The 26,389-nt window shown below is 64.1% G+C and carries 27 protein-coding genes and 1 pseudogene; 15 read left to right on the top strand and 13 right to left on the bottom strand.

The genetic code is table 11. The features are described 5' to 3' along the window. Nucleotides 1-1,081 (bottom strand): annotated as a pseudogene (gene rsmB / locus RTQ46_RS11235) (16S rRNA (cytosine(967)-C(5))-methyltransferase RsmB); the annotation flags it as partial. Nucleotides 1,082-1,399: 318 nt separating this feature from the next. On the opposite strand from rsmB, the gene RTQ46_RS11230 reads away from it, so the two are divergent. From RTQ46_RS11230 to RTQ46_RS11200, 7 genes are all read left to right on the top strand, one after another. After that, complete coding sequence (locus tag RTQ46_RS11230; protein ID WP_312436591.1) at nucleotides 1,400-1,528, top strand: hypothetical protein; 129 nt, start codon at nucleotides 1,400-1,402, stop codon at nucleotides 1,526-1,528. 44 nt (nucleotides 1,529-1,572) lie between these two features. Further along, nucleotides 1,573-3,282: an arginine--tRNA ligase gene (gene argS, locus RTQ46_RS11225; RefSeq protein ID WP_312436590.1), complete on the top strand. Its 1,710-nt coding sequence runs from the start codon at nucleotides 1,573-1,575 to the stop codon at nucleotides 3,280-3,282. Nucleotides 3,283-3,302: 20 nt separating this feature from the next. Then, the gene (locus RTQ46_RS11220; RefSeq protein ID WP_312436589.1) at nucleotides 3,303-4,025 is read left to right on the top strand and encodes an SPOR domain-containing protein; all 723 of its coding nucleotides are present in this window, start codon (nucleotides 3,303-3,305) and stop codon (nucleotides 4,023-4,025) included. Between the two features lie 20 nt (nucleotides 4,026-4,045). After that, nucleotides 4,046-4,714, top strand: coding sequence for a thiol:disulfide interchange protein DsbA/DsbL (locus RTQ46_RS11215; RefSeq protein WP_312436588.1), 669 nt, complete (start codon nucleotides 4,046-4,048; stop codon nucleotides 4,712-4,714). 131 nt (nucleotides 4,715-4,845) lie between these two features. Continuing rightward, nucleotides 4,846-5,640 carry a biotin--[acetyl-CoA-carboxylase] ligase gene (locus RTQ46_RS11210; protein ID WP_312436586.1) on the top strand — a complete coding sequence of 265 codons (795 nt, stop codon included), beginning with the start codon at nucleotides 4,846-4,848 and terminating at the stop codon, nucleotides 5,638-5,640. Between the two features lie 4 nt (nucleotides 5,641-5,644). Further along, nucleotides 5,645-6,391 (top strand): type III pantothenate kinase, encoded by a 747-nt coding sequence (locus RTQ46_RS11205; protein WP_312436585.1) that lies wholly within the window; start codon nucleotides 5,645-5,647, stop codon nucleotides 6,389-6,391. Continuing rightward, on the top strand, nucleotides 6,385-7,092 hold the full coding sequence (locus RTQ46_RS11200) for an SPOR domain-containing protein (RefSeq protein ID WP_312436584.1): 708 nt from the start codon (nucleotides 6,385-6,387) through the stop codon (nucleotides 7,090-7,092). The genes RTQ46_RS11205 and RTQ46_RS11200 overlap by 7 nt, the downstream gene beginning before the upstream one ends. Nucleotides 7,093-7,229: 137 nt before the next feature. Here RTQ46_RS11200 and RTQ46_RS11195 read toward each other — a convergent pair whose 3' ends face one another. From RTQ46_RS11195 to RTQ46_RS11170, 6 genes are all read right to left on the bottom strand, one after another. Further along, complete coding sequence (locus tag RTQ46_RS11195; protein ID WP_312436583.1) at nucleotides 7,230-8,276, bottom strand: septal ring lytic transglycosylase RlpA family protein; 1,047 nt, start codon at nucleotides 8,274-8,276, stop codon at nucleotides 7,230-7,232. Further along, entirely contained in the window at nucleotides 8,276-9,391 is a 1,116-nt protein-coding gene (gene rodA / locus RTQ46_RS11190) for a rod shape-determining protein RodA (RefSeq protein WP_312436581.1), read from the bottom strand. The genes RTQ46_RS11195 and rodA overlap by 1 nt, the downstream gene beginning before the upstream one ends. A gap of 8 nt (nucleotides 9,392-9,399) precedes the next feature. Continuing rightward, nucleotides 9,400-11,367, bottom strand: coding sequence for a penicillin-binding protein 2 (gene mrdA, locus RTQ46_RS11185; RefSeq protein ID WP_312436579.1), 1,968 nt, complete (start codon nucleotides 11,365-11,367; stop codon nucleotides 9,400-9,402). Nucleotides 11,368-11,391: 24 nt separating this feature from the next. Continuing rightward, nucleotides 11,392-11,904 carry a rod shape-determining protein MreD gene (gene mreD / locus RTQ46_RS11180; protein WP_312436578.1) on the bottom strand — a complete coding sequence of 171 codons (513 nt, stop codon included), beginning with the start codon at nucleotides 11,902-11,904 and terminating at the stop codon, nucleotides 11,392-11,394. Further along, nucleotides 11,901-12,989: a rod shape-determining protein MreC gene (gene mreC / locus RTQ46_RS11175; protein WP_312436576.1), complete on the bottom strand. Its 1,089-nt coding sequence runs from the start codon at nucleotides 12,987-12,989 to the stop codon at nucleotides 11,901-11,903. Before mreC ends, mreD begins: the two co-directional genes overlap by 4 nt. 109 nt (nucleotides 12,990-13,098) lie before the next feature. Next, nucleotides 13,099-14,142: a rod shape-determining protein gene (locus RTQ46_RS11170; protein WP_010393186.1), complete on the bottom strand. Its 1,044-nt coding sequence runs from the start codon at nucleotides 14,140-14,142 to the stop codon at nucleotides 13,099-13,101. A 351-nt stretch (nucleotides 14,143-14,493) separates the two neighbouring features. Between RTQ46_RS11170 and gatC the strand changes: the two genes are divergently transcribed. From gatC to RTQ46_RS11140, 6 genes are all read left to right on the top strand, one after another. Next, a complete protein-coding gene (gene gatC / locus RTQ46_RS11165) occupies nucleotides 14,494-14,796 on the top strand; it encodes an Asp-tRNA(Asn)/Glu-tRNA(Gln) amidotransferase subunit GatC (protein ID WP_312436574.1) in 303 nt (100 codons plus the stop codon). 54 nt (nucleotides 14,797-14,850) lie between these two features. Next, complete coding sequence (gene gatA, locus RTQ46_RS11160) at nucleotides 14,851-16,332, top strand: Asp-tRNA(Asn)/Glu-tRNA(Gln) amidotransferase subunit GatA (protein WP_312436572.1); 1,482 nt, start codon at nucleotides 14,851-14,853, stop codon at nucleotides 16,330-16,332. A gap of 23 nt (nucleotides 16,333-16,355) precedes the next feature. Then, nucleotides 16,356-17,816 (top strand): Asp-tRNA(Asn)/Glu-tRNA(Gln) amidotransferase subunit GatB, encoded by a 1,461-nt coding sequence (gatB, locus tag RTQ46_RS11155; RefSeq protein ID WP_312436570.1) that lies wholly within the window; start codon nucleotides 16,356-16,358, stop codon nucleotides 17,814-17,816. A gap of 177 nt (nucleotides 17,817-17,993) precedes the next feature. Then, nucleotides 17,994-18,377, top strand: a complete 384-nt coding sequence (locus RTQ46_RS11150) for a BlaI/MecI/CopY family transcriptional regulator (RefSeq protein WP_312436569.1) — start codon at nucleotides 17,994-17,996, stop codon at nucleotides 18,375-18,377. Then, nucleotides 18,374-19,621: a M56 family metallopeptidase gene (locus tag RTQ46_RS11145; protein ID WP_312436568.1), complete on the top strand. Its 1,248-nt coding sequence runs from the start codon at nucleotides 18,374-18,376 to the stop codon at nucleotides 19,619-19,621. The genes RTQ46_RS11150 and RTQ46_RS11145 overlap by 4 nt, the downstream gene beginning before the upstream one ends. A 96-nt stretch (nucleotides 19,622-19,717) precedes the next feature. Then, complete coding sequence (locus RTQ46_RS11140) at nucleotides 19,718-20,764, top strand: oxidoreductase (RefSeq protein WP_312436566.1); 1,047 nt, start codon at nucleotides 19,718-19,720, stop codon at nucleotides 20,762-20,764. Between the two features lie 2 nt (nucleotides 20,765-20,766). Here RTQ46_RS11140 and RTQ46_RS11135 read toward each other — a convergent pair whose 3' ends face one another. The 4 genes from RTQ46_RS11135 to RTQ46_RS11120 form a co-directional block, all read right to left on the bottom strand. Further along, nucleotides 20,767-21,225: a carboxypeptidase regulatory-like domain-containing protein gene (locus tag RTQ46_RS11135; RefSeq protein ID WP_312436565.1), complete on the bottom strand. Its 459-nt coding sequence runs from the start codon at nucleotides 21,223-21,225 to the stop codon at nucleotides 20,767-20,769. A gap of 26 nt (nucleotides 21,226-21,251) precedes the next feature. After that, nucleotides 21,252-21,443, bottom strand: a complete 192-nt coding sequence (locus tag RTQ46_RS11130; RefSeq protein WP_065308202.1) for a YqaE/Pmp3 family membrane protein — start codon at nucleotides 21,441-21,443, stop codon at nucleotides 21,252-21,254. 80 nt (nucleotides 21,444-21,523) lie between these two features. After that, the gene (locus RTQ46_RS11125) at nucleotides 21,524-22,405 is read right to left on the bottom strand and encodes an alpha/beta fold hydrolase (RefSeq protein WP_312436564.1); all 882 of its coding nucleotides are present in this window, start codon (nucleotides 22,403-22,405) and stop codon (nucleotides 21,524-21,526) included. An 18-nt stretch (nucleotides 22,406-22,423) separates the two neighbouring features. Beyond that, nucleotides 22,424-23,317, bottom strand: coding sequence for a LysR substrate-binding domain-containing protein (locus tag RTQ46_RS11120; RefSeq protein ID WP_312436563.1), 894 nt, complete (start codon nucleotides 23,315-23,317; stop codon nucleotides 22,424-22,426). A gap of 126 nt (nucleotides 23,318-23,443) precedes the next feature. Between RTQ46_RS11120 and RTQ46_RS11115 the strand changes: the two genes are divergently transcribed. Next, on the top strand, nucleotides 23,444-24,187 hold the full coding sequence (locus tag RTQ46_RS11115; RefSeq protein ID WP_312436561.1) for a sulfite exporter TauE/SafE family protein: 744 nt from the start codon (nucleotides 23,444-23,446) through the stop codon (nucleotides 24,185-24,187). A gap of 116 nt (nucleotides 24,188-24,303) precedes the next feature. On the opposite strand, the gene pyrE is transcribed toward RTQ46_RS11115, so the two are convergent. Beyond that, nucleotides 24,304-24,966: an orotate phosphoribosyltransferase gene (gene pyrE / locus RTQ46_RS11110; protein WP_312436560.1), complete on the bottom strand. Its 663-nt coding sequence runs from the start codon at nucleotides 24,964-24,966 to the stop codon at nucleotides 24,304-24,306. A 109-nt stretch (nucleotides 24,967-25,075) separates the two neighbouring features. On the opposite strand from pyrE, the gene RTQ46_RS11105 reads away from it, so the two are divergent. Next, a complete protein-coding gene (locus tag RTQ46_RS11105) occupies nucleotides 25,076-25,852 on the top strand; it encodes an exodeoxyribonuclease III (protein WP_312436557.1) in 777 nt (258 codons plus the stop codon). Between the two features lie 3 nt (nucleotides 25,853-25,855). Here RTQ46_RS11105 and RTQ46_RS11100 read toward each other — a convergent pair. Further along, the coding region (locus RTQ46_RS11100) for a pseudouridine synthase (protein ID WP_312436555.1) at nucleotides 25,856-26,389 on the bottom strand (534 nt) is incomplete at its 5' end.

The following is a 26,389-nucleotide window of genomic DNA, read 5'->3' as shown; positions in this document are numbered from 1 at the left end:
CATCGGGGCGCAGCATCTGCCACAGATTGTCCAGAATTTTGGACGAAAGTGTTGCAAGTTGCAATGCATCGCCCTTGCGGCGCAGCCAGCGGATATCCGGATGGCGGCGCACGATGCCCGAGGCCGTGCACGGCACGTCGGCCAGGATGCGGTCGTATTGCTGGCCGTCCCACCAGGCGCTCGACTGCGCGTCCTGCGCCTTCAAAGTCGCTTCCAGGCCCAGCCGCTCGAGGTTTTCCGCAATGCGCGGCAGGCGCTTGGCGTCGGCGTCGATGGCCGTGACCTGCACCTCGGCCAGTTCCAGGATATGGCAGGTCTTGCCGCCCGGCGCGGCGCAGGCGTCGAGCACGCGCATGCCATCGTGCAGGTCGAGCAGCGGCGCGGCCAGCTGCGCGCCGGCGTCCTGCACCGAGACGACACCCTGCTCGAAACCGGGAATCAGCGCCACGCCGATCGGCTTGTCCAGGCGCACGGCAAACGGTCCGACCTGGCGCGCGGCAATGCCGGCGTCGGCCAGCACGGCCAGATACGCTTCCACCGTGCTCTTGCGGCGGTTCACGCGCAGGGTCAAGGGCGGCACGGCATTGCCTGCCGCCAGGATCGCCTGCCAGTCGCGCGGATAAGCCACGCGCAGCGCATCGATCCACCACTGCGGATAATTCCATTGCGCCAGCGGCTGCTGCATGGCCGCTTCCAGCAGGGACTTGCGTTCGCGCAGGAAACGGCGCAGCACGGCGTTGACCATGCCTTTGGCGTGCGCCAGGTCGGGGTGCGAGGTGGCCACCGTGACGGCCTGGTCGACCACCGTGAATTCCTCATACGGCTGCTCGCCCGGCTCGGCCGACATCAGCGACAGCGCGCAGCACAGCAGTGCGGCCAGCATCGGCGGCTCGGGCGCCTTGGAGGTCATCAGGCCGACCAGGGTTTCGCTGCGGCCCAGCTGGCGCATGGTGCGATACGAAATATCCTGGATCGCGCCGCGTGCCTGCGGGCTGGCGTTCGATTGCGCAAACACTTTCGCCAGTGCCTGCGGCAGGGCCGTGCCAGTGCGCACTTGTGCGACGGCATTGGCCGCGCCCAGCAGGCAGAAGGCCAGCGAATCGGCGCGCAGATCGGGCTGGAAGCCGGGCTGCAGCACCGGTTTCAGGTCAGGGTGATAGCTGGGGCGCAATTTCGGCGAGGGGGTGGCGGCCGTGCCTGGCGCCGGCTTGGGTTTCAGTTTCAGCGTGGGGCGCTTGTTCATAAATTATCCGGTGTGGCTGCGCGCGGCGGAAAAATCACGATCGCGCGTCATCATAAAGGGTCGATTGTAGCGTTTGTCAGGCCCTCTGCACCAAGCGATTGCAGCGATCCGGGAAATTCGCTGCAAAAAAGTGCATATATATACGCGCAAGCGGCCATGATGATGTTTTCATGCACCAACGCCCGTCACTGCACCCTGCCCGGCGGCGTATTGTTCCAGCCTGCAAACCAGTATAATTACCGCAGTCTGGGCGACGGCATCACCGTCGTCCGTTTTGCTTTCTGATTCATTCTATTCAATCTTAACGCGGTTCCGCCGCCATCCTGCTCATGCTCGCCCAACAGAAACAAGAAATCATCGCCCTGTTCCAGGCCGCCCTCGCTCCCGTCCTGGCCGGCACTTCGCTTGCGCCTTCCGTGGTGCTCGAGCGACCACGCGACGCATCGCATGGCGACGTCGCCTGCAATATCGCCATGCAACTGGCCAAGCAGCTGAAACAGAATCCGCGCGAACTGGCGCAAACCATCGTCACGGCCGTGCTGGCCAACCCGGCCGGCAAGGGCCTGGTCGAAGCGGTGGAAATCGCCGGCCCCGGCTTCATCAACGTGCGCGTTTCGAACGCCGCCAAACAGGCGGTGGTCAACACCATCCTGAACGAAGGCGGCAACTATGGCCGCAGCAACGCCGGCGCCGGCAAGCAGGTGATCCTGGAATTCGTCTCGGCCAATCCGACCGGTCCGCTGCACGTGGGCCACGGCCGCCAGGCGGCACTGGGCGACGCGCTCTCCTCCCTGTTCGACGCGCAAGGCTACCAGGTCACGCGCGAGTTCTATTACAACGACGCCGGCGTGCAGATCCAGACCCTGGCCAACTCGGTGCAGGCGCGCGCGCGCGGCTTCAAGCCGGGCGACGCCGAATGGCCAGAGTCGGCCTACAACGGCGACTACATCAACGACATCGCCGACGACTTCAAGGCCGGCAAGACCGTCTCGGCCAGCGATGGCCAGCCCGCCACCGCCAACGGCAATGTGGAAGACATCGACTCGATCCGCCCGTTTGCCGTGACCTATCTGCGCAACGAGCAGGACATCGACCTGCAGGCGTTTGGCGTGAAGTTCGACAATTACTACCTGGAGTCCTCGCTGTACGCGGACGGCAAGGTGAACAACGCCGTCGAGACGCTGGTCAAGGCCGGCCATACCTATGAACAGGACGGTGCGCTGTGGCTGCGCACCACCGATTACGCGGACGACAAGGACCGCGTGATGCGCAAGACCGACGGCACGTATACGTATTTCGTGCCGGACGTGGCATATCACCTGGTCAAGTGGCAGCGCGGCTACGGCCAGGCGATCAATATCCAGGGCAGCGACCACCACGGCACCATCGCGCGCGTGCGCGCCGGCCTGCAGGCGCTCGACATGGGCATCCCGCAAGGCTACCCCGACTACGTGCTGCACAAGATGGTCACCGTCATGAAGGACGGCGAGGAAGTCAAGATCTCGAAACGCGCCGGCTCCTATGTGACCGTGCGCGACCTGATCGAATGGTCGGGCGGCGGCGATATCGCCAAGGGCCGCGACGCCGTGCGCTTTTTCCTGATCTCGCGCAAGGCCGATACCGAATTCGTGTTCGACGTTGACGTGGCGCTGAAAACCACCGATGAAAATCCGGTCTATTACGTGCAGTATGCGCATGCGCGCATCTGCCGCATCCTGGAAAACTGGGGTGGCGACGAGGCCGCCATCGCCGGCGCCGATTTGTCGCCATTGACGGCACCGACCGAAGCGACCCTGCTGGCGACCCTGGCTGCGTATCCGGAAACGCTGGCGCGCGCGCAAGCCGAACTGGGACCGCACCAGGTGGCGTTCTACCTGCGCGACCTGGCCGCCAACCTGCACAGCTTCTACTTTGCGGAAAAAGTGCTGGTCGAGGACGAGGCCCTGAAAATGGCCCGCCTGGCGCTGGTGCTGGCGGCACGCCAGGTGCTGCGCAACGGCCTGGCACTGATTGGCGTGTCCGCGCCGAACAAAATGTAAATGCAAAGGTGTAACCGCTCATGAATCAAGCTTCCCGCATCACTTCCTCGTCGCCATCGCCGCGCCGCCAGCAGGGCAACACGCTGGTCGGCATCATCATCGGCCTGGTGGTGGGCCTCGGTATCGCCGTGGTGGTCGCGCTGGTGATCAGCAAAGGCAATTCGCCGTTCACCGACAAGGGCAAGGCGGGCAAGTCGCTCGATCCGACGGCCGGCCAGATCGCCGACCCGAACAAGCCGATGTATGGCAACAAGGAAGCCGCACGGGAAGCGGCGCGCGATTTCTCGAAAGAGCCGCGCGAACTGCCACTGCCGGGCCAGCCGGTGGCGCCCGATGCGCTGCCAAGCTCGCCAAAACCGCCACCGCCGGACGCGCTGCAGGAACTGATCGGCACCCTGAAGGACAAGCCGGCGCCGAAGGCCCCGCCGGCAGCACCGGCAGCCGTGCCGGCCCAGGCCGCAGCGCCAGCAATAGCGCCGGCGGCCAAGGCCGATGCAGCCAGCGACAAATGGATTTATTATCTGCAGGCCGGCGCCTTCCATGACATGGCGGACGCCGAAAGCACGCGCGGCAAGCTGGCCCTGCTGGGCTTTGAAGCGGCCATCAGCGACCGCAGCACCGATGCCGGCGTGCTGCACCGCGTGCGTGTCGGCCCCTTCAACCAGGTCGATGCGATGAACCGCGCGCGCACCAAACTGTCCGAAAACGGCATCGATGTCGCCGTCGTCCGTAACTCTAAATAAGTCTGAACAAAGGAAGCAGCATGCGTTTTCTGAAAAAAGTCCTGTTTGCCGCTGCCCTGTGCGGCGCCGCCGTCCTGGCCCACGCTACGCCTGCCGATCCGAAGAACGGCGCCGAATACGAAACCCTGGCCACGCCGCAGCCGACCGATGCGGGCAAGAAGATCGAAGTGACGGAGTTCTTTGCTTACTACTGCCCGCACTGCAATGTGCTCGAACCGCAGCTCGCCGCCTGGGTCAAGAAACAGGGCGACAATATCGTCTTCAAGCGCGTGCACGTGTCGCTCAATGACAGCGTGGCGCCGCAGCAGCGCCTGTTCTTCACGCTGCAGGCGATGGGCCTGACGGAACAGCTGCACGCCAAGGTATTCAACGCCATGCATGTGGAGCGCAACCGCCTGAACACCGACGAGGCCGTGTTCGACTTGGTCGCCAAAAACGGCGTGGACCGCCAGAAGTTCATCGACACCTACCGTTCGTTCGGCATCTCGGGCCGCATCCGCCACGCCGAGTCCATGATGAAAAGCTATAACGTCACCTTCTGGCCGATGATCGCCATCGACGGCCGCTACATCACCTCGCCATCGCAGGCCGACCAGGGCAAGACCGCGAAAAACGAAGAACAGCTGAACGCCCAGGCCTTGACGGTGATGGACGTGCTGGTGGCCAAAGCCAAAGCGGAAAAGAAATAACCATGCATCATTGCCTGGCGTTGCATTGCGCGCGCCAGGCGCCACACCACCATGCGACGCTGCCGCCATGGCTCGCCACCCTTCCCCATCCCGCCCGCCAGCACTGCTGCTGACGCTGCAAGCATACTTCCATGACCCTGCATTCCGACCTGACCAGCGCGGCCATCGCCGCCCATTGCGCCACCGGTGCCGCCCATGTGGCCATCGAATTGATCGATGAAACCGGCTCCACCAATGCCGACCTGCTGGCGCGCTGCGCCCAGCTTGCCGGCCCGACCCTGCGCATCGCCGGCCAGCAGACGGCTGGCCGCGGCCGCGCCGGCCGCCCCTGGCTGTCGCAGTCCGGCGCCAGCCTGATGTTCTCGCTGGCCTGGCATTTCCAGGGTCCGCTGCACCGGCTGGTGGGATTGCCGCTGGCGGTCGGCGTGGCGCTGGCCGAAACCATGGCCTCGCTGGGCGTGCCGGTACAGCTGAAGTGGCCGAACGACATGATCAAGGACGGCAGCAAGCTGGCCGGCATCCTGGTCGAAACCCAGCAGGCGCCCGATGGCGGCGTGTGGGCCGTGATCGGCTGCGGCATCAACCTGACCATGCCCGACGCGCTGGAACAGCAGATCGGGCGCAGCGTGTCGGCCGTGCCGTGGCTGGCGCAGATGGAACGCAATACGCTGGTGGCGGCACTGCTGAGCCGCCTGGCCGCCGTGCTGGCCGAATTCGACGACACCGGCTTTGCGCCGTTTGCGCAGCGCTGGAACGCCCTGCATGCCTGGCAGGGCAAGCAGGTCAACATTCTCGACGACGGCAAGCTGCTGCAGCAGGGCATCGCGGCCGGCGTCGACCAGCTGGGCCGGCTGCTGCTGGAAACGGATGGCGGCCTGGTACAGATCATGTCCGGCGACGTGTCGCTGCGCCTGGCACAGGAGTAAGCACATGCTACTGTTGATCGACGCCGGCAATACGCGCATCAAATGGGCACTGGTGGCGCCCGGTGCGCCGCTGGGCGCATGGCTGGCCAGCGGCGCGGTGGCGCATGCGCAGATCGATACCCTCGGTGCACAGTGGGCGCAGCTGGCCATCAGCGGGGCGCTGCTGTCGAATGTGGCCGGCGCCGGCATCGCTGCGCGCCTGCGCGCCATGCTGCCGGTGCTTGCCCGCGACTTTGTTTCGCTGCCGCAACTGGCAGGTGTCAGCAACCACTACCGCAATCCGGCCCAGCTGGGCTGCGACCGCTTTGCCGCCGCCATCGGCGCGCATGCGCTGGCGCCGGGCCAGGCCGTGATCGTGGCCAACTGCGGCACCGCCACCACCATCGACGCCGTCACGGCCGATGGCATATTTTTGGGCGGCATGATCCTGCCGGGACTGGGCCTGATGGCCAGTTCGCTGGCGCGCAATACGGCGCAGCTGCCGCAGATCGCCAGCGATGCGCCCCTGCCGGCCGGCTTTGCCGACAATACCGATGACGCGATCCTGTCCGGTTGCCTGGCCGCGCAAACGGGTGCCATCGAGCGGGCCGTGCGCATGCATGGTGCGCAGGCCTGCCTGCTGTCGGGCGGCGCCGCGCCCCGCATTGCCCCGGCGCTGGCGTTGCCGTTCCAACTGGTGGACAATATCGTCATGCTCGGCCTGCAGACGGCGGCGCGAGCAACCCCTGCGCAAGGAACACAACCATGCTGAAATTCGTCTTCTGGCTGCTGGCCGCCATCAACCTGCTGGTACTGGCCATCGGCCAGGGTTACCTGGGCAGCTTTCGCACCGAGACGCGCGAGCCGGCGCGCCTGAAAAACCAGCTGCACGCCGAGAAGATCACGCTGCTGACGCCAGCGCAGGCAACAGCACCCGCGGCAGTGGCCACGCCAGCGGCGGCGCCAGCACCGGCTGCGCCAGCCCCGGCATCGGCGGCGGCGCCACAGCTGTTTGCCTGTACCGAGGTGGGCAATTTCGTGCTGGCCGACGCGCGCAAGTTCGAAGCCCAGCTGGAACCGCTGGCCCTGGGCGAGCGCCAGTCGCGCCGCAATGTGGCCGGCCAGGACATTTCCAGCTACATGGTGTTTATCCCGCCGCAGGGCAGCAAGGAAAACGCCGACCGCAAGGCCGGCGAACTGAAGCAGCTGGGCGTGACCAATTATTTCATCATGGGCGAAGGCAGCCCGCAGCGCTGGGGCATTTCACTGGGCGTGTTCAAGTCCGAGACCAGCGCGCAGACCCATCTGGCGTCGCTGAACAAACAGGGCGTGCACAGCGCCCGCGTGGCGCCGCGCTACAGCTCCAGCAAGCAGCTCGCTTACCAGTTCCGCGATCTCGACGCGGCCACGCGGGCACGGCTGGCGGCCATCACTGCGCAGTTCGAGGAACAGGAACTGCGCAGCTGCAAGTGACACCCAGTCTGCGGTGGTGTCGGATTACGGCTGCGCCTAATCCGACCTACGCTTGCTACGGTCATTGCCGGCACCCGGCGCAGGTCGGATCAGGCGGGGCCGCCGAGGCCCGCAGGGCCTTCATCCGACAACACCTCTTATCGTTCAATGACGATCGGCTTGATACCGGCCGATGCCGGCAGGCTGGCTGCCGCACGGGCCGCCTCGGCGCGGCTGCCGAAGGGGCCGCCATACAAACGGAACAGCGGGCCGGCCGGCACCACGTCCAGGTTGCCCAGCGTTTGCGCATACGGCGCCAGCTGCGTGCGGCCCGCTTCGGCATTGTCCAGCCGCGAGTAGGCGCCCAGCTGCAGATAGAAGCCGGTGGCCAGCGCGCTCGGTGCCGGCGCGGCGACAGTGGCGTCGACCGCTGCCAGGCTGGTAATTTCCGGCTGCGCCACGGCGCGCATTTCCGGTTCGCTCTCGGGCGGCGTGTCGATCGACCTGGCCACCACCGACGGCACCGGTTTCGGCGCGGCGCGCGCGGCCAGGATGGCGTCGATATCGGCCGGCAGCAGCCGCTCGACGATCACCTGGTGGCTGCCCTTGCCGAGAAAACCGAGTTTCAGCGCCGCCGTGTACGACACGTCGATCACGCGCGTGGCGTGGAACGGGCCGCGGTCGTTGATGCGCACGATCACCTGTTCGCCGCTGTCGATGCTGGTCACGCGCGCATACGACGGAATCGGCAGGGTCGGATGGGCGGCCGTCATCTTGTACATGTCGTACAGTTCGCCCGACGAGGTGCGCTGGCCATGGAATTTCTTGCCATACCAGGTACCCGTGCCGCGCTGCGTAAACGGCTCGTTGTCGGTCATCGGCGTATACGTCTTGCCGAACACCACATACGGGCGGTTCGAGCGCGTCGAATACGGCTCGTTGCGCACTTCCGCGTCCGGCACGTCGCGCAGGTTGGCCGGCGGATTGTCGCCCGGGCCATCGTCCTTGTAGTAGCCGCCACGGCCGGAACCGGCTGCCGGCAAGGCGGGCAATGTCGGATCCTGGCGCACCGGGATCTTGACCTTGCCGCCATGCGGCATGCTGACATTGCCGGACTTGGGCGGCGCCGTGCCGCAGGCGGCCAGGGTCAGCAACACAGCGAGGCCCAGGCCACGCGCGCAGATGTGGGAAATGGTGGTGCGCATCACGTCTGCACCAGCTTGCGGTGGCGCTGTATGCTCATCAGGATGCCGGTGGCCACGCCCAGCGTGATCAGCGCGGTGCCGCCATAACTGAGGAAGGGCAAGGGCACGCCGACCACCGGCAATATGCCGCTGACCATGCCCATGTTGACGAAGGCGTAAGTAAAGAAAATCATGGTAATCGCTCCTGCCAGCAGGCGAGTGAAAAAACTGGGGGCGTTGGCGGCGATCATCAGCCCGCGTCCCACCAGCAGCAAATACATCAGCATCAGGATCAGATTGCCGGCCAGTCCGAATTCTTCGGAATACACGGCAAAAATGAAGTCGGTGGTGCGTTCGGGCACGAACTCCAGGTGGGCCTGGGTGCCGTGGGTCCAGCCCTTGCCCGTCATGCCGCCCGAACCGATGGCGATGATGGACTGGATGATGTGAAAGCCCTTGCCCAGCGGGTCCTTGGTCGGGTCGATCAGCATCATCACGCGGTCGCGCTGGTAGTCATGCATGTGCGACCAGGCAATCGGCAGGTAGCAGCTGACGACAATTGCCAGCCCCAGCATGATCCGCCACGGCAGGCCGGCCAGGAAAATCACCGTGAAGCCGGCCGCCACCACCAGCAGCGAGGTACCGAGGTCGGGCTGGCGCGCGATCAGGTAGACGGGCGCCAGCAGCAGCACGGCGGCGATCGCGAACGACTTCCAGCGCAGCGCACCGGCATTATGCTGGAAGAACCAGGCCAGCATCAGCGGCGCGGCGATCTTCAGGAATTCCGACGGCTGGATATCGATCACGCCGATATGCAGCCAGCGCCGCGCACCGAGCTTGATGGTGCCGAACAGGGCCACCGCAATCAGCAGCAGCACCGAAATCGTATACGCGGGCACGGCGATGCGCATCATCATCTGCGGCGTCACATTGGCGGTCAGCCACATGACGAAAAAGCACAGCACGATATTGCGCAGGTGGTCTTCGATCTTGCCGGGAATGCCGAGACTGGCCGACGCCAGCGTCAGCAAACTGGTTGCCAGCAGCATCAGGATGATCAGCATCAGCGGCGGATCGAATACCGCCAGATAGGGCTTGGCGCGCCGCCACAGCGAGCGCCGTTCGTTAATGGACATGTGTTTCCTTATTGCCGGGCAGGCGGCGTGGCGGCCTGCTCGTCCGTGATTTCTTCGAGGGTGCGCACTTCATCGACGTCTTCCTTCGGCACCCTGGTGGTGTCCCTGTCCTTCTCGCCGGGGCGCTTGCCCAGCAGATAGTAGTCGAGCGCCTTGCGCGCGATCGGCGCAGCCACGCCGGCGCCGAAGCCGGCGTTTTCCACCACGATGGCCAGTGCGATGCGCGGCTTGTCGGCCGGCGCAAAAGCGGTAAACAAGGCGTTGTCGCGCAGCCGTTCGGCCAGCAGCTTGGCATTGTACTTCTCGTTTTTCTTGATGCCCACCACCTGCGCGGTACCGGTCTTGCCGCCCACCGTGTACTGCACCCCGGTGAAGATGCGCGCGGCCGTGCCGCCCGCTTCGCTGGTCACGCCGACCATGGCGCGCTTGATGGTGTCGATGTTTTCCTGTTTCAAAGGGATCCGGTAGCTTTCCTTCGGCACCGTCAGCGTGCGCGCGCGCGTGCTGGCGTCCTCGATGATTTTCACCAGGTGCGGCTTCATCACCACGCCGTTGTTGGCCAGGTTGGCCGTCGCGTGCGCGATCTGCAGCGGGGTGTACGAGTTGTAGCCCGAGCCGTTACTGACCGAGATCGTGTCGCCGCCCACCCATTTCTTCTGCTGCGCCGTCTTGAAGCGGTTGCGCTTCCATTCGATCGACGGCAGCACGCCGGTCTTCTCGTTATTGAGGTCGATGCCCGTCAGCTGGCCGAAACCGAACGGCTTCATGAAGTCGTGGATGGCGTCGATGCCCATGTCGCGGCCCAGCTGGTAATAATACGTGTTGCACGACACCACGATGGACTTGTGCATGTCGACCGTGCCGTGGCCGCCCACCTTATCGTCGCGGAACATGTGTCCGCCCAGCATGAAGAAGCCGGGATCGGAAATCGACTGGCCCGGCGTGCGCTTGCCCAGTTCCAGCGCGGCCAGCGCCATGAAGGGCTTGAAGGTGGAACCGGGCGCATAGGTGCCCGACAGCGGACGGTTGACCATCGGCCGGTCCAGCGAGGTATTGAGCTCGTTCCAGCTTTGCTGGTCGATGCCGTCGACGAACAGGTTCGGGTCGTAGCCGGGCTTGGAGACATAGGCCAGGATGTCGCCGGTGGCCGGGTCGATCGCCACGGCGGCGCCGCGCCATTCGCCGAACGCTTCTTCCATCACCTTCTGCAGCTCGATATCGATCGACAGGATCAGGTTATTGCCCGGTACCGCCGCCGTGCGCGACAGCGTGCGCATGGCGCGCCCGCCGGCCGACACTTCCACCTCCTCGTAGCCGGTGGTACCGTGCAGCTGCTTCTCGTAGCTTTTTTCCAGGCCTTCCTTGCCGATATGGTCGGTGCCGTTGTAGTTGGCAGCGTCGTCGCCCTCTTCCAGCGCCTTCGATTCATTGCGGTTGATGCGGCCGATAAAGCCCACCACGTGCGAGGCCACTTCGCCCATCGGATACTGGCGGAACAATCGCGCCTGCACTTCGACGCCGGGAAAGCGGAAACGGTGGGCCGAGAAGCGCGCCACCTCCTCGTCGGTCAGGCGCGTGCGCAGCGGCACGCTGACGAAGTTCTTCGACTCTTCCAGCAGTTTCTTGAAGCGGCGGCGGTCCTTGACGTCGATCTGCACCAGCGTCGACAGTTCATCGATCACCGAATCGAGGCTGGCGCTCAGTTTCGAGGGCGTGATCTCCAGCGTAAACGCCGAATAATTGCGCGCCAGCACCACTCCGTTGCGGTCAAGGATCAGGCCGCGCGTGGGCACGATGGGCACCAGCGCGATGCGGTTGTCCTCGGCCTTGGTGGCGTAATCTTCATGCTTGATCACCTGTAGCCAGATGAAGCGCGCCAGCAGCAGCGAAAAACAGACGAACACCAGCGCGCCCAGGATGGTCAGGCGCAGCCGGAAGAAATGCAGTTCGCGCTCAGTATTTTTAAGTTCGGTCATTGCTAGGCAGGCTCACATCAAGGCTCAGATCGGCCGGTTATGGTCGCGGTCCACGGCGCGGCGCTGCGGCGCCAGCAACATCCAGGTGATGATGGGCCACAGGATCACGGCGATAAAACTTTCGATGAAATTGAGCCAGCCCGGAAAACGGCCCGACACGATCAGCCGCGTCACCATCTGCAGCGCCTGCGTCAGCAGCAGCAACGGCAGCACGTGCAAGGCCTGCGTCATGATCGGAAACCACAGCACGCGGCGGTGCATCATGATGGCAAAGTAGGACAGCAGGGTATAGGCCAGCGCATTTTCGCCCAGCAGGGTCGAATCGTGCACATCCATCATCAGGCCCATGAAAAAAGCGATGCCGATGCCGACCTTGCGCGGCTGGTGGATGCCCCAGAACACCAGCACCAGCGCGACGAAATCGGGCACGCCGACGAAATGGCCCCACGGCAGCAGGTTCAGCAGGAATGCGCACAGCAGCGAAAAGCCGATAAAGACGGGGCTGACCGGCAGCAGAATATAGTGTGGGCGGTTCATCGTGTCGCCTCGGTGGTCGGATTGGCCGGTGCGGCAGCAGGTGGCCTGGCGGCAGGCGTGGCAGGCGGCTTGACCGCTGGCGTCGTGGCTGCGGGCGCGGTCGTGGCTGGCGTGCCGGCGGCCGGTGTGGCGGTGGCAGGTGTCGCGGCGGCAGGCGTGGCGGACGGCTTGGCCGGATCCTTGATCGGCGCCATCTTGCCGGCGATCTTGCGGCCGACCTTGACGTCCTCGGCCGGCGGACGCGGCGGAATGTCGGGTGAACTGGTCAATATCAGCAGCTGCGTATTGCGCTCGATGCCGGCCAGCGGCTGGCACACGACGCGGCCGAACGGACCGTGCGCATTGCGCTCGACCAGGGTCACGCGGGCCACGGCCAGGCCGGCCGGGTACAGGCCGTCGAGGCCGGACGTGATCACGATATCGCCGATCTGGATGTCGGCGGTCGGCTCGGTAAAGCGCAGTTCCATGGTGCCGGACTTGCCACGGCCATAGGCCACGCTGCGCACGCCGGTGCGCAGCAGCTGCACCGGAATCGCCTGTTCTTCATCGGTCAGCAAGGTCACTTCGGAGGTAAACGGGAACACGCGCGTGACCTGGCCAACCACGCCCAGGTTGTCGATCACGGGCCGGCCCAGCTCGACGCCGTTCTGGATGCCGCGGTCGAGCACGATCTTGCGCGTGGCCGAATCGCGCGTGTCGTACAGGATCTCGGCCAGCATCGATTTGACGGGCACGCGTTCGCGCGCTTCCATCAGTTTGCGCAAATGGTTGTTTTCAACGATATTGAGCTGCGCCTGCTGCATGATCTGCGCCGAGGCGATCTGTTCATGCTTCAGGTCGCGCACCTGCTTTTCCAGCGCCGACAGCGAGGAGAAATAATTGCCGACGCCGAGCGCCATGTCGCGCGGCACCAGCGCCGCCATCTGCACCGGATACAGCACGGTGCCGACCGCCTGGCGCACGGCCGTCAGCGCGTGCATGCGCGAATCGACCAGCAGCAAGGCGATCGAAATGCCGGCGAACACCATCATCTTGACGCGGGCGGAGGCGCCCTGTTTGAAAAGTGGCGGAGGACTGTATTCCATGACTTCCAATAATCAGGCCAGGCGCAGTGCGCCAACGTGCAGGCCCCGGCCACATGCCGGCGCCAAAACCAAAAAAAGGCCGGATACTGTTCCGGCCCTTTCCGTCAGATTATTCGTAGGAGAAGATCGAGCCGAGCTTGTCCATACGTTCCAGCGCCATCCCGGAGCCGCGTACCACGCAGGTCAGCGGGTCTTCGGCCACCAGCACCGGCAAGCCGGTTTCTTCCATCAGCAGGCGGTCCAGGTCGCGCAGCAAGGCGCCGCCGCCGGTCAGCATCATGCCTTTTTCGGCGATGTCGGCGCCCAGTTCCGGCGGCGTCTGTTCCAGCGCGTTCTTCACGGCCGAGACGATATTGTTGAGCGGGTCGGTCAGCGCTTCGAGGATCTCGTTGGACGAAATGGTAAACGAGCGCGGGATGCCTTCGGACAGGTTGCGGCCCTTGACTTCCATCTCTTTGACTTCCGAACCCGGGAAGGCCGAACCGATGGCTTTCTTGATCGCTTCGGCGGTCTGTTCGCCGATCAGCATGCCGTAGTTGCGGCGGATGTAGTTGACGATGGCTTCATCGAACTTGTCGCCGCCGACGCGCACGGAGCCCTTGTAGACCATGCCGCCGAGCGAGATGATGCCCACTTCCGTCGTGCCGCCGCCGATGTCGACCACCATCGAGCCGGTCGCTTCGGACACGGGCAGGCCCGCGCCGATGGCAGCGGCCATCGGCTCTTCGATCAGGTACACCTGCGAGGCGCCGGCGCCCAGCGCCGATTCGCGGATCGCGCGGCGTTCCACCTGGGTCGAACCGCACGGCACGCAGATGATGATGCGCGGCGACGGACGGAAGAATTTCGAGTCATGCACCATGCGGATGAACTGCTTGAGCATCTGTTCGGTGACGGTGAAGTCGGCGATCACGCCATCTTTCATCGGGCGGATCGCTTCGATATTGCCCGGCACCTTGCCCAGCATCTGCTTGGCTTCCTTGCCAACTGCCTGGATGGTTTTCTTGCCATTCGGGCCGCCTTCCTGGCGGATCGCGACGACCGACGGTTCGTCCAGGACGATGCCCAGGCCGCGTACATAGATCAGGGTGTTGGCCGTGCCCAAGTCAATGGCCAGATCGGTGGAGATATACCTGCGTAAAAAACCAAACATGAGTGTCCTGTAGCGCATCGAGCTGCGCAAAAGCTGTTTATGGGGAGTTTCAAAGCGGGCGCTTTCAGGCTCCTTCGAAAACCCTTGCAGGCGTTTTTCTGGGGTTCGCTTGGCGCTTGCGCAATCTTTTCTATGCTGCGGCAGCAGTCCATCGGCGCCGGCAACGCATTAACCCGCCATTCTACCTTATAATTTGAATGCGATTTGCTCAAAAACCATGGAAAAGTGCGACGCCTGCCGCCGCGAGTTACGCGGCATTCCCGAGTTTTTGTGAGCAAAAGAGCAGTAAATACCCGCGTTTTATCAAAGCGCCAACTTAATACTAATTGCGTGCCCCGCGCACCTTTCGCCATGTCCCTGACACTCTCCGATGTAAAACGCATTGCCCATTTGGCACAACTCGACATGTCCGATGACCAGGCAGCCACTTCCTTGGCCCAATTGAACAAAATTTTTGCGCTGGCAGAACAAATGCAGGCCGTCGATACCGATGGCGTGGCCCCGCTGGCCCACCCGCTGGCCGCCCATATGGACAACATCGCGCTACGCCTGCGCGAAGACAAGGCGACCGAAACCAACCGCCGCGACGACTACCAGGCCGTGGCGCCCAAGGTACAGGATGGCCTGTACCTGGTGCCGAAAGTGATCGAATAGTCATCGGCGACCGCTGCGCCCTGCCCCCTTGTCGAATATCAGAATAGAAACGCCATGCATACAAAATCCATCAAGCAGCTGTCCGCGCTTTTGCAGAACAAGGAAATTTCCGCTGTCGCACTGGCGACGCATTTTCTCGACCGCATCGAAGCCGACAGTTCGAACGCCTTTTTGCACGTCGACCGTGCGCTGACCCTGGCGCAAGCCGAAGCCGCTGACGCGCGCATCGCCGCCGGCACCGCCACCCCATTGACGGGTGTGCCGATCGCCCACAAGGATCTGTTCGTGACCCGCGGCTGGCGCACCACGGCCGGCTCGAACATGCTGGCCAATTACGTCAGCCCGTTCGACGCCACGGTGGTGGAAAAATTCCTGGCCGCCGGCATGGTCAGCCTGGGCAAGGTCAACTGCGACGAATTTGCCATGGGGTCCGGCAACGAGAACTCGGCTTTCGGCGCCGTGAAAAATCCGTGGGACACCAGCGCCGTGCCGGGCGGTTCCTCGGGCGGTTCGGCCGCCGCCGTGGCTGCCGGCCTGACGCCGGCCGCCACCGGCACCGACACGGGCGGTTCGATCCGCCAGCCGGCCGCGTTTTGCGGCATCACCGGCATCAAGCCGACCTATGGCCGCGTATCGCGCTTCGGCATGATCGCATTTGCCTCCTCGCTGGACCAGGGCGGCCCGATGGCGAAGAGCGCCGAAGACTGCGCGCTGCTGCTGACCGCCATGGCCGGCTACGACGAACGCGATTCGACCAGCCTGGCGCCGGAACAGGGCGGCGTGGCGGAAGATTTTTCACGCGAGCTCGATCAGCCGTTGACGGGACTGCGCATCGGCGTGCCGCGCGAGTACTTCGGCGAAGGCCTGGCGAAAGACGTGGAAGCGGCCGTGCGCGGCGCGCTGGCGCAGTATGAACAGCTGGGCGCGACCCTGGTCGACATCTCGCTGCCGAACACCGCCCTGTCGATTCCCGCCTATTACATGATCGCGCCGGCCGAAGCATCGTCCAACTTGTCGCGCTATGACGGCGTGCGCTATGGCCACCGCGCCAGCGCCTACAAGGACCTGCAGGACATGTACAAGAAAAGCCGCGCCGAAGGCTTTGGCGCCGAAGTCAAGCGCCGCATCATGGTCGGCACCTATGTGCTGTGCCACGGCTACTACGATGCGTATTATCTGAAGGCGCAGAAGATCCGCCGCCTGATCGCGCAGGACTTCGAAGCGGTGCTGAACGGCCCGAATGCGGTGTGCGACGTCATCATGGGACCGGTCGCGCCGACCGTGGCCTGGGACCTGGGCGACAAGACCGACGATCCGGTCGCGAACTACCTGGCCGACATCTACACGCTGTCGACCAGCCTGGCCGGCCTGCCCGGCATGTCGGTCCCGTGCGGCTTCGGCGCCGGCGACAAGAACAGCAAGCGTCCGGTCGGCCTGCAGATCATCGGCAATTACTTTGGCGAGGCCAAACTGCTGAACGTGGCCCACCAGTACCAGCTGGTGACGGACTGGCACACGCGCGCTCCAGGCGTTTAACTAAAAAAAGAAGCGAGAACACTATGCAATGGGAAGTCGTCATCGGTCTTGAGAACCACGTGCAGCTCACGACCGACTCCAAAATTTTCAGCGGTTCGCCGATCAAGTACGGTGCCGAAGCCAACACCCAGGCCAGCCCGGTCGACCTGGCGCTGCCGGGCGTACTGCCGGTCATGAACAAGCAGGCGGTCGACCGCGCCATCCGTTTCGGCCTGGCCGTGGGCGCCACCGTCGCACCGCATTCGGTCTTCGCACGCAAGAACTATTTTTATCCGGATTCGCCCAAGGGCTACCAGATCAGCCAGTTCGAAGATCCGGTCGTCATCGGCGGCGCACTCACTTTTGGCTATGAAAAGGATGGCGAATTCGTCACCAAGACCGTCAACCTGACACGCGCCCACCTGGAAGAAGACGCCGGCAAATCGCTGCATGAAGACTATGCGGGCATGAGCGGCATCGACCTGAACCGGGCTGGCACGCCGCTGCTGGAAATCGTCTCGGAGCCGGAAATTCGCAGCGCCGCCGAAGCCGTGGCCTATGCCAAGGCCCTGCACTCGCTGGTGATGTGGCTGGGCGTGTGCGACGGCAACATGCAGGAAGGCTCGTTCCGCTGCGACGTCAACGTCTCGGTGCGTCCGGTCGGCCAGAAGGAATTCGGTACCCGCTGCGAAATCAAGAACCTGAACTCGTTCCGCTTCATCGAGGAAGCCGTGCACGTCGAAGTGCGCCGCCAGATCGAACTGATCGAAGACGGCGGCAAGGTGGTGCAGGCCACGCGCCTGTACGATCCGGACCGCAAGGAGACGCGCGAAATGCGCAGCAAGGAAGACGCGCAGGATTACCGCTACTTTCCCGACCCGGACCTGCCGCCGCTGGTCATCTCGCCCGAGTGGATCGCGCGCGTCAAAGCCGACATGCCGGAACTGCCGGCCGCCATGCGCGCCCGCTTCATCAGCGAATATGCGCTGCCCGACTACGACGCGCTGGTGCTGACGCAGTCGAAAGCGATGGCCACCTATTTCGTCGCCGTCGTCGACAAGGCAGGCAAGGACAACGCCAAGGCCGCCGCCAACTGGCTGATGGGCGACGTCGCCTCGACCGTCAACCGCGAAGGCGTGGACCTCGATGATGCGCCTGTCTCGCCGGCGCAGCTGGCCGCCATGTTGAAACGCATCGCCGACGGCACGATTTCCAACAAGGCGGCAAAAGAAGTGTTTGCCGGCATGTGGGAAGCCAAGTCCAGCGACGAGAACCTGGTCGACACCATCATCGACGCCAAGGGCCTGAAACAGATCTCCGACTCGGGCGCTTTGGCAGCGATCGTTGACGAGGTGCTGGCGGCCAACGCCAAGTCGGTCGAGCAGTACCGCGCCGGCAAGGAAGCGGCCATCAATGCGCTGATCGGCCAGGCGATGAAAGCCTCGAAGGGCAAGGCCAACCCGGCCCAGCTGACGGAACTGCTGAAGGCCAAGCTGGCTGGTTAGTCAACTTTCCCCCTCATGAAAAGGACGCTGCGGCGTCCTTTTTTTCGTCTTTCAGACAGTATTGTCTGGATTTTTCTTATTGAAATCAGTACGTTAGCGCACTATCGAAAATTTAAGTATACATTTTTGTCTACAACGTTTAACCTTGCTTCATCGAATTTTACGCAAGAGAAAACCATGGCCAGGACTCCCGCAATGCCGAAACCGACGGCAGCCGAACTCGATCTGCTGCAAGCGCTGTGGCCACTGGGCGCGGCGACCGCCAAGCAGGTGCACGAGGCGATGGCGGTGGACAAGCCGGCAATCAACTACGGCACCGTACTGCGCCTGATGCAGATCATGCATGGCAAGGGCTTGCTGATCCGCGACGAAAGCGCCCGCTCGCACGTGTATGCGCCGGCCCAGGCGCAGGACAGCCTGCAGACCAATCTGCTGAAAGACCTGATGCAGAAAGCGTTTGCCGGTTCGGCCAAGGCGCTGGTGCTGGCGGCCTTGCGCACCGGCGTGTCGCGCGCCGAACGCGCAGAGATAGAAAAAATGCTCAGGGACGATCAGTCATGAACGCCTTGGTGCAGGCGCTGGGCTGGACCCTGCTGCATTTTGTGTGGCAAGGCCTGCTGATCGGCGGTGCCACCGCGCTGGCACTGGCCCTGCTGCGCAATGCGCGGCCCGAAGCGCGCTATGCGGTGGGCTGCGGCGCCTTGCTGGCCTGCCTGGCGTGGCCGGCAGCGGGCCTGTACCTGCGCCTGGCCGGCGGCGTCAACGCCACCGGCATGTATGCGGGCGGCCTGCTGCCGGCCGCACTGCTGGCGCCCGACAGCCTGCCCGACATGTCGCTGCTGCTGCGCGCCGTGGTCGGCATCTGGGCCTTGTGCGCGGCGCTGCTGGCCCTGCGCATGGCGCTGGGCATGCTGTGGATAGCGCGCAGCGCCAGCGGGCCGGCCGGCAGGAACACACCGTGGCAGGCGCGCCTGTCCGGCATGGCGCTCGATGCCGGCATCACGCGCGCGGTCCGGCTGCGCGTGATCGACGGTATCGCCAGTCCGCTGGCGGCCGGCATCTGGCGTCCCGTGGTGCTGGTGCCGGCTTCGCTGGTGACCGGCATGCCGCCCGAATTGCTGGCGGCGCTGCTGGCGCATGAACTGGCGCATGTGCGCCGCCACGACTACCTGTTCAACCTGCTGCAAAACGTGATCGAGGCGCTGCTGTTCTTCCACCCTGCCGTCTGGTGGATTTCACGCGTCGTGCGCATCGAGCGCGAACATATCGCAGACGATTTCGCGGCAAGACAACTGGGCGAACCGCGGCGCCTGGCTCTTGCTCTTTCCGAACTGGAGCGTCTCCAGTTCTCCACCCACCACCTGGCCGTCGCGGCCAACGGAGGAGTTCTCATGTCACGTATCAAACGATTGCTGCGCCCCGCACCACAAGCATTGAACTGGAAGGCGGCGGTGCCGCTGCTGGCCCTGGCCGGCGCCTGCCTGGGCATTTATGGCCAGGCGGTGGCCGCCGACGGCACGCCGCCGGCCGACCGCAAGGCCCTGGTCAATTTCACTTCCTGCAGCAAGCCTGTCTATCCGCCAGCGTCGCTGCAGGCGAAGGAAACCGGCACGGTCAGGCTGTCTTTCCAGATCAGCGCCGAAGGCAAGGTCGAAGATTCAAGCGTGGTGCGCAGCAGCGGCTATCCGGCGCTCGATGAAGCGGCGCGCAGCGGCATAGCCAAATGCAGCTTCAAGCCGGCGCTGGCCGGCGGCAAGCAGCTCGACTCGCGGGCAGAAATGCAGTATGTCTGGACGCTTGATTAGGAAATACACCTGATGCAGGCGGCGCACGGGCGAAACGATCTGGGTGTCCGCTTGCAGGTATGATCATGGTTCCTCTCACGCACCATGATGATCGCCATGAATAAAATCAAAACCGGCCTGGTCGGCTACGGCTTTGCCGGCTCCACCTTTCACGCCCCCGTGCTGTCCACCATCGATGCTTTGGAACTGGCGGGCGTCGCTTCCAGCAAGCCGGAGCTGGTGCACAAGGACTGGCCCGATGCCACCGTCTACGCCGATTCCGCGCAGCTGTTTGCCGACGAGTCCATCGAACTGGTAGTGATCGCCGCCCCCAATGAAGCACATTTCAGCCTGGCGCAAGCGGCGCTGCAGGCGGGCAAGCATGTGGTGGTCGACAAGCCGTTCACGATTACCAGTGCCGAAGCGCAGACGCTGATCGACCTGGCGAAAGAACGCAAACTGGTGCTGAGCGTGTACCAGAACCGGCGCTGGGACGGCGACTTCCTGACCTTGCAAGCGCTGCTGGCGCAGGGCACGCTGGGCCGCATCGCCAGCTTCGAGTCGCACTTCGACCGCTTCCGCCCCGAGATCCGCCAGCGCTGGCGCGAGTCTGCCGCGCCCGGTGGCGGCCTGCTGTACGACCTGGGCCCGCATATGCTGGACCAGGCGGTGCAGCTGTTCGGCGCGCCGGAAAAAATCCATGCAGATATCGCCTTGCAGCGCGATGGCGCCGAAGCCGTGGACTACATGCATATCGTGCTGTACTACGACCGCCTGCGCGTGGTGCTGCAGGCCGGTTGCCTGGTCAAGGCGCCGACGGCACGCTTTGCCGTGCATGGCGACAAGGGCAGCTTTGTCAAATTCGGCCTCGATCCGCAGGAAGACGCCTTGAGGGCGGGCGGCCGTCCTGGCCAGGCTGATTGGGGCAAGGATGCCGTGCGCGGCGCGCTGCACCTGGGCAGTGAACCGGATGGCCAGTTCCAGCACCTGGAGATGCAGCCGGGCCGCTACCAGGACTTTTACCAGGGCATGGCCGACGCCATCCGCCATGGCAAGCCGGCGCCGGTGGCGGCAGAAGAGGCGCTGCTCACCATGCGCCTGATCGAACTGGCGCTGCAAAGTTCAAACGAAGGCCGCGTGCTGAACGTGTCCGCTGCGGCGTAAAATCAGGAGGCGTTCTGGCTGGTGCCGGCCGGCCAGACCAGTTCCACTTTGGCCGAACTGCCGGCCTTGACCTGCACCTTGCGCTCGAGCGTCTTGCCGTCCAGGGTGGCGCGCAGGGTGTAGCTGCCCGGCGCCAGGCGCGCCAGCAGATACGGGCCGGTGGCGGTCACGTCCAGCGCCAGCGCGCCTTTCGCGTCCTGGATCTGCAGCTTCACGTCCGAGGCAAACTGGGCGCGTCCGTCGGCCTGCACGGAAAACACCAGGCTCAAGGGCCACTGGCCGCTGGCGCTCTTGATGGCTGTCGATTCGTCGAGTCCCACGCCGCCGCTCAGGTACTCCACCGCGCCGCTTTTCTGCACGGCGGGCAATGCGCCTTGTGCATGGACTGGGCCATTCATCACGAAAGACAATACGATCGCATTCAGTACGGCGGTGGCGCCAAGGGCGAGTCGGTTGCTCATGGGAATCTCCTAAAAATCAGGTTGACTTAATACCGGCGCGTGGCTTCGGCGATTTTCTGGTCGGTCTTGAACTGGCTCAGCGCATACACGGCCCAGATGGTGGCCGGCAGCCAGCCGATCAGGGTAATTTGCAGGATCAGGCAGATGATGCCGGCGATCGGGCGACCGATGGTAAAAAAAGTCAGCCATGGGAAAATCAGGGCAATCAATAAACGCATGGTGTGTTCCTTGTCTGTGCTTGTACGATGGCACCAGTGTAGAGCGCCTTGCCCGGCGCGTCCGCGCGCCAGCGCACATTTCAGGCTTTTTTATCCCCAGGTGCCAGCAGCTTTTCCATCCAGCCCAGGATGGCGGCAAAGATCTCGTCGCGGTTGAGCTCATTGAAGTTCTCGTGGAAGTTGGCCGGATACAGGTGGTAGTCGAGCAGTTCGCCCGGTACGCCGCGCAACATCGCTTCGGTGGCACGGCTGCTGGCCAGCTTGTCGTCACCGGCCACGGCGGCAAACAACGGAAAGGTCCAGCCGGACAGGCCACCGGACAGCGCTTTCTGCGCCGTGGCCAGTTCATGCGCAAAGCGCACCGACGCCGCGCTGGCACGGATGCCGTCGCGCTCGTCGTCGAAGTGGCGTGCCGTGATGGCCGCATGGTGCGTCAGCAGCATGGTCAACGAGCCCAGCGGCACCGGCATGGTAGGGAAGTACCGGGCCAATACGCCGGACAGCTGCTGCAGCACTTTCGGCACGGGGATCGCGTTCACATAATACGGCGACGACAGGATGACACCACGGATCGCTGGATCATCCTTGAAGCGCCCCAGGCCCAGATGCGTGGCAATCAGGCCACCCATCGAGTGGCCCATCACGAACACCGGCACGCCGGGATAGGCCGCCTTGACCCAGGCGAGAAACAGGTCGGCATCCGCCAGGAACTGCCCGAACGAGGGAATATCGACCTTGCGCTGGCCTGTATGGCCCACCATGTCGAAGCTGACGGTGGCAATTCCATGCTGGCGAAAATACAGGGCCGGCGTGACATAGTCGCCCGCATGCGCCATGCCGCCGTGCAGCGCCAGCAGCACGGCGCGCGGCGGTGCCGCGCCATCGGGCTGCCAGATATGGATAGGCCGCTCGACCTGGTCGCTGCAAAGCAAATGGGCCAGCTTGTCTTCCAAAAAACGCATTTTTTCTCCTGTCATGTCCTATGCCTTCAAGTGTTCGATCAGCTGGCGCGCGTAGAGGGGTAATTCGCTGAACTGGCGCACGCAGATCGTCAGATTGCGCACCGACCAGGGGTCAAGCAATTCCATGCAGCGCAGCGCCATCGTCTGCTGGCAGCGGCGCGCCGCCGACTGCGGCACCACCGCGACGCCGACGCCGCTGGCGACCATGCGGCACACGGCGTCGAAACTGCGCAGGCGCACGCGCACATTCAATGGGCGCCCGATGCGCGCCGCGTGCAGCGCCAGGTACTGCTGCAGCGCGCTGTCGTCGGCCAGGCCGACGAAATCATGGTCGAGCAGGCTGGCGAAGTCGATGGCTGCGGCGTCGCCGATGATGCGCTGGTGCTCGCCATCGGCCGCCGCGATTGCCACCAGCCGGTCGGGCCGGAACAGGAACGTCTGCAGGCCGCGCATGTCGACCGAGTCGGAGACGATGCCGATATCAGCCAGCCCTTCCGAGACGCCCTTGACGATATCGTAGCTGAGGCGCTCTTCCAGGTCGATCGCCAGATTCGGATGGCGGTCGAGGAAAGTGCCGAGCGCCTCGGGCAAAAACTCGCTGAGCGCCGAGGTATTGCACAAGAGGCGCAGCTGCCCTTTCAGGCCGCGCGCAAATTCGCCGAGGTCGCCGCGCAGCTTGTCCATTTGCAGCAGCACCAGCCGCGCATGGTGCAGCAGGGTCTGCCCGGGCGGCGTGACTGCCACGCCGCGCCGCCCGCGCAGCAGCAGCGGCATGCCCAGCGCTTCCTCCATGCCGCGCACGCGCGCACTGGCCGAGGCCAGCGCCAGATGGCTGCGCGCCGCGCCCGCCGTCAGGCTGCCCTCCTCCACCACATGCACGAACAACTGCAAATCGACCAGATCAAACCGCATGCCGCACCCTCCTCGGCATCATCATAGCAGCCTTCGTTTTTGACTGAGGCTGGCGCTGCCAAATCCCGCTTTGCACGGGCGCGACAGGCGCGCACAATTGCGCCACCTTCATTACTGAAAAAGCTTATGCAGACGACATTCGTGTTGGCGGTCGGCGCCAGCTTTATTCTGGCTGGCTTCGTCAAGGGCGTAGTAGGACTGGGCCTGCCGACGGTGGCGATGGGCCTGCTCAGCCTGGTGATGCCGCCGGTGCAGGCAGCAGCCCTCCTGATCGTGCCGTCGATGGTGACCAATGTCTGGCAACTGGCGGCCGGGCCCGGCGTCATGTCGCTGCTGCGACGCCTGTGGCCGCTTTTGGCCTGGACCATGGCCGGCACGCTGCTGGGCGGCGCGCTGCTGCCGCGTGACAGCGGCGCATGGGCGGTGATGGCATTGGGGGTGGCGCTGATGGCCTATGCGCTGGCGGGGCTGTGCTCGCTGCGCCTGGTCGTGGCGCCACGCCACGAACGCTGGCTGGCGCCGCTGATCGGCGCGCTGACGGGACTGGTCACGGCCGCCACCGGCGTGTTCGTGATACCGGCCGTGCCGTATCTGCAGGGGCTGGGATTGAAGCGCGATGAACTGGTGCAGGCGCTGGGCATGGCGTTTACGGCGTCGACCGTGGCGCTGGCTGCCAGCCTGGCGCTGCATGGCGACTTTCACCTGGGCGATGCGCAAGCCTCGGCGTACGCGCTGCTGCCCGCGCTGGGCGGCATGCTGGCCGGCCAGTGGCTGCGCGGGCGCATCGCGCCGGAGCTGTTCAAAAAGTGCTTTTTTGCCGGCCTGTTGGCGCTGGGCCTGCATTCGGCGCTCAAACCGTGGCTGGGTTAGTCACACTCATTTACGCGTATTTGATAACTGCCAATTTTTAAAACCTTCAGGGCAAGGCGCAGCGCCGAAGACAGTACGAAAGTACGGCGAGGCGCTGCAACGCAGCCATGGACGTTTTAAATACCGTAGCGCGTGCGGTAGGCGGACACGGCTTGCTTGTGCTTCAGCAGATCCGGGTCGGCGCCGGCGCCGTTCAGGTAGCCGAACAGATCATCGAGGTTGCCGATCGAGATGACGGGAATGCCATACTGTTTCGACACTTCCTGCACCGCCGAGCTGGGCGACAGCTGGCCGTCCGGGCCCGAACGTTCCATGCGGTCCAGCGCGATCAGCACGGCGCACGGTTCGGCGCCGGCGGCGCGGATCATGTCCACCGATTCGCGCACCGAAGTGCCGGCCGAGATCACATCGTCAATGATGACCACCTTGCCCTGCAATTTGGCGCCGACGATGGTGCCGCCTTCGCCATGGTCCTTGGCTTCCTTGCGGTTGAAGGCGAACGAGGTATTGCGGCCCTTGCCGGCCAGCGCCACGGCGGTGGCCGAGGCCAGCGTGATGCCCTTGTAGGCGGGACCGAACAGCATGTCGAATTGCACGCCCGAGTCGAGCAGCGTCTGTGCGTAGAACTGCGCCAGCTCGGCCAGCGTGGCGCCGTCGTGGAACAGGCCCGCATTGAAGAAGTAGGGCGACTGGCGCCCGGCCTTGGTGGTGAACTCGCCGAACCGCAAGACTCCCTTGGATACCGAAAACGCGATAAACTGCTGGCGTAAATTATTCACATGAGCCTCATTTTTTAAAAGTGCCTGTATTTTAATCCGCGCGCACCGGCGAGACAATCGCCATGCCGCGCCGCCCGCCGCGGCCCGCGCCCTTTCCGACTGCCTCCCTATGCCAAAAATTATCTCCGCCAACCTGAACGGCATCCGTTCCGCCGCCAAAAAAGGCTTTTTCAACTGGATGGGCACGCAAACGGCCGACTTCATCTGCGTGCAGGAACTGAAGGCGCAGCTGCCCGACATGACGCCGGAATTTCTCAACCCGCACGGCTATCATGGCCATTTCCACTACGCCGAAAAGAAGGGCTACTCGGGCACCGGCGTGTACAGCAAGGTGGCGCCGGACGCCGTGCATATCGGTTTCGGCTGCCCTGAATTCGACGCCGAAGGGCGCTATGTGCGCTGCGACTTCGGCAACCTGTCGGTGATCTCCGTCTACTGCCCGTCCGGCTCGTCCGGCCCGGAGCGCCAGGAAGCCAAGTTCCGCTTCATGGATGTGTTTTTGCCGCATTTGCTGATGCTGAAGGCGCTGGGCCGCGAAGTGGTGATCTGCGGCGACTGGAATATCGCGCACAACGAGATCGACCTGAAGAACTGGAAGGGCAACAAGAAGAACTCGGGCTTCCTGCCCGAAGAGCGCGCATGGCTCACGCGCGTGTTCGACGAAGTGGGCCTGGTCGACGTGCACCGTGGCCTCGACAAGCGCGAAGACCAATATACATGGTGGAGCAACCGCGGCCAGGCCTACGCGAAAAACGTCGGCTGGCGCATCGATTACCATGTGGCCACCCCCGGCATCGCCGCGCAGGCGCATACGGTCAGCGTGTACAAGGACGAGAAGTTTTCCGACCATGCGCCGTTGATTATCGATTACACGGTCCGCACGTAGATTTTACAAATTGCGCAGGCTTTCGAAGCGTCGCGGTTCCCCCGTCAACGGATCAACAAATGCAATCGCGCGCGCCAGCAGCTGCAAGGGCTGCGACATGTCGTCTTCCTTGCATGGCAGCGCCACCGGATAGAACGCATCGTTGACGATGGGGATGCCCAGGGAAGCCAGGTGCACGCGCAGCTGGTGCTTGCGGCCAGTATGTGGCTGCAAACGGTACAAATTCAGGTCGCCGCGCTGCTCGATCACGTCGATGATGGTTTCCGAGTTCGGCTCGCCCGCCTCCTCGCGCATGACGAAGAACTTGTCGCCGTCCACCATGCGGCTGCGGTAGGTAAATGGAAAATCGCGGCCCGGCAGGCGCGGCGCCAGCGCTTCATAGACTTTATGGATTTCACGGCGCTGGAACAGCGTCTGGTATGCGCCACGGCTGGCCTGCTGGCGCGAGAAGATTACCACGCCGGCCGTCTCGCGGTCGAGCCGGTGGATCGGCGTCAGTTCGGCGCAATCGAGCTTTTTCTTCAGGCGCGTCAGCAA

The organism is Janthinobacterium sp., assembly GCF_031995485.1.
GTDB lineage: Bacteria > Pseudomonadota > Gammaproteobacteria > Burkholderiales > Burkholderiaceae_D > Janthinobacterium.
The sequence above is the reverse complement of the archived record's forward strand: the minus strand, read 5'-3'. Positions and strand labels throughout refer to the sequence as shown.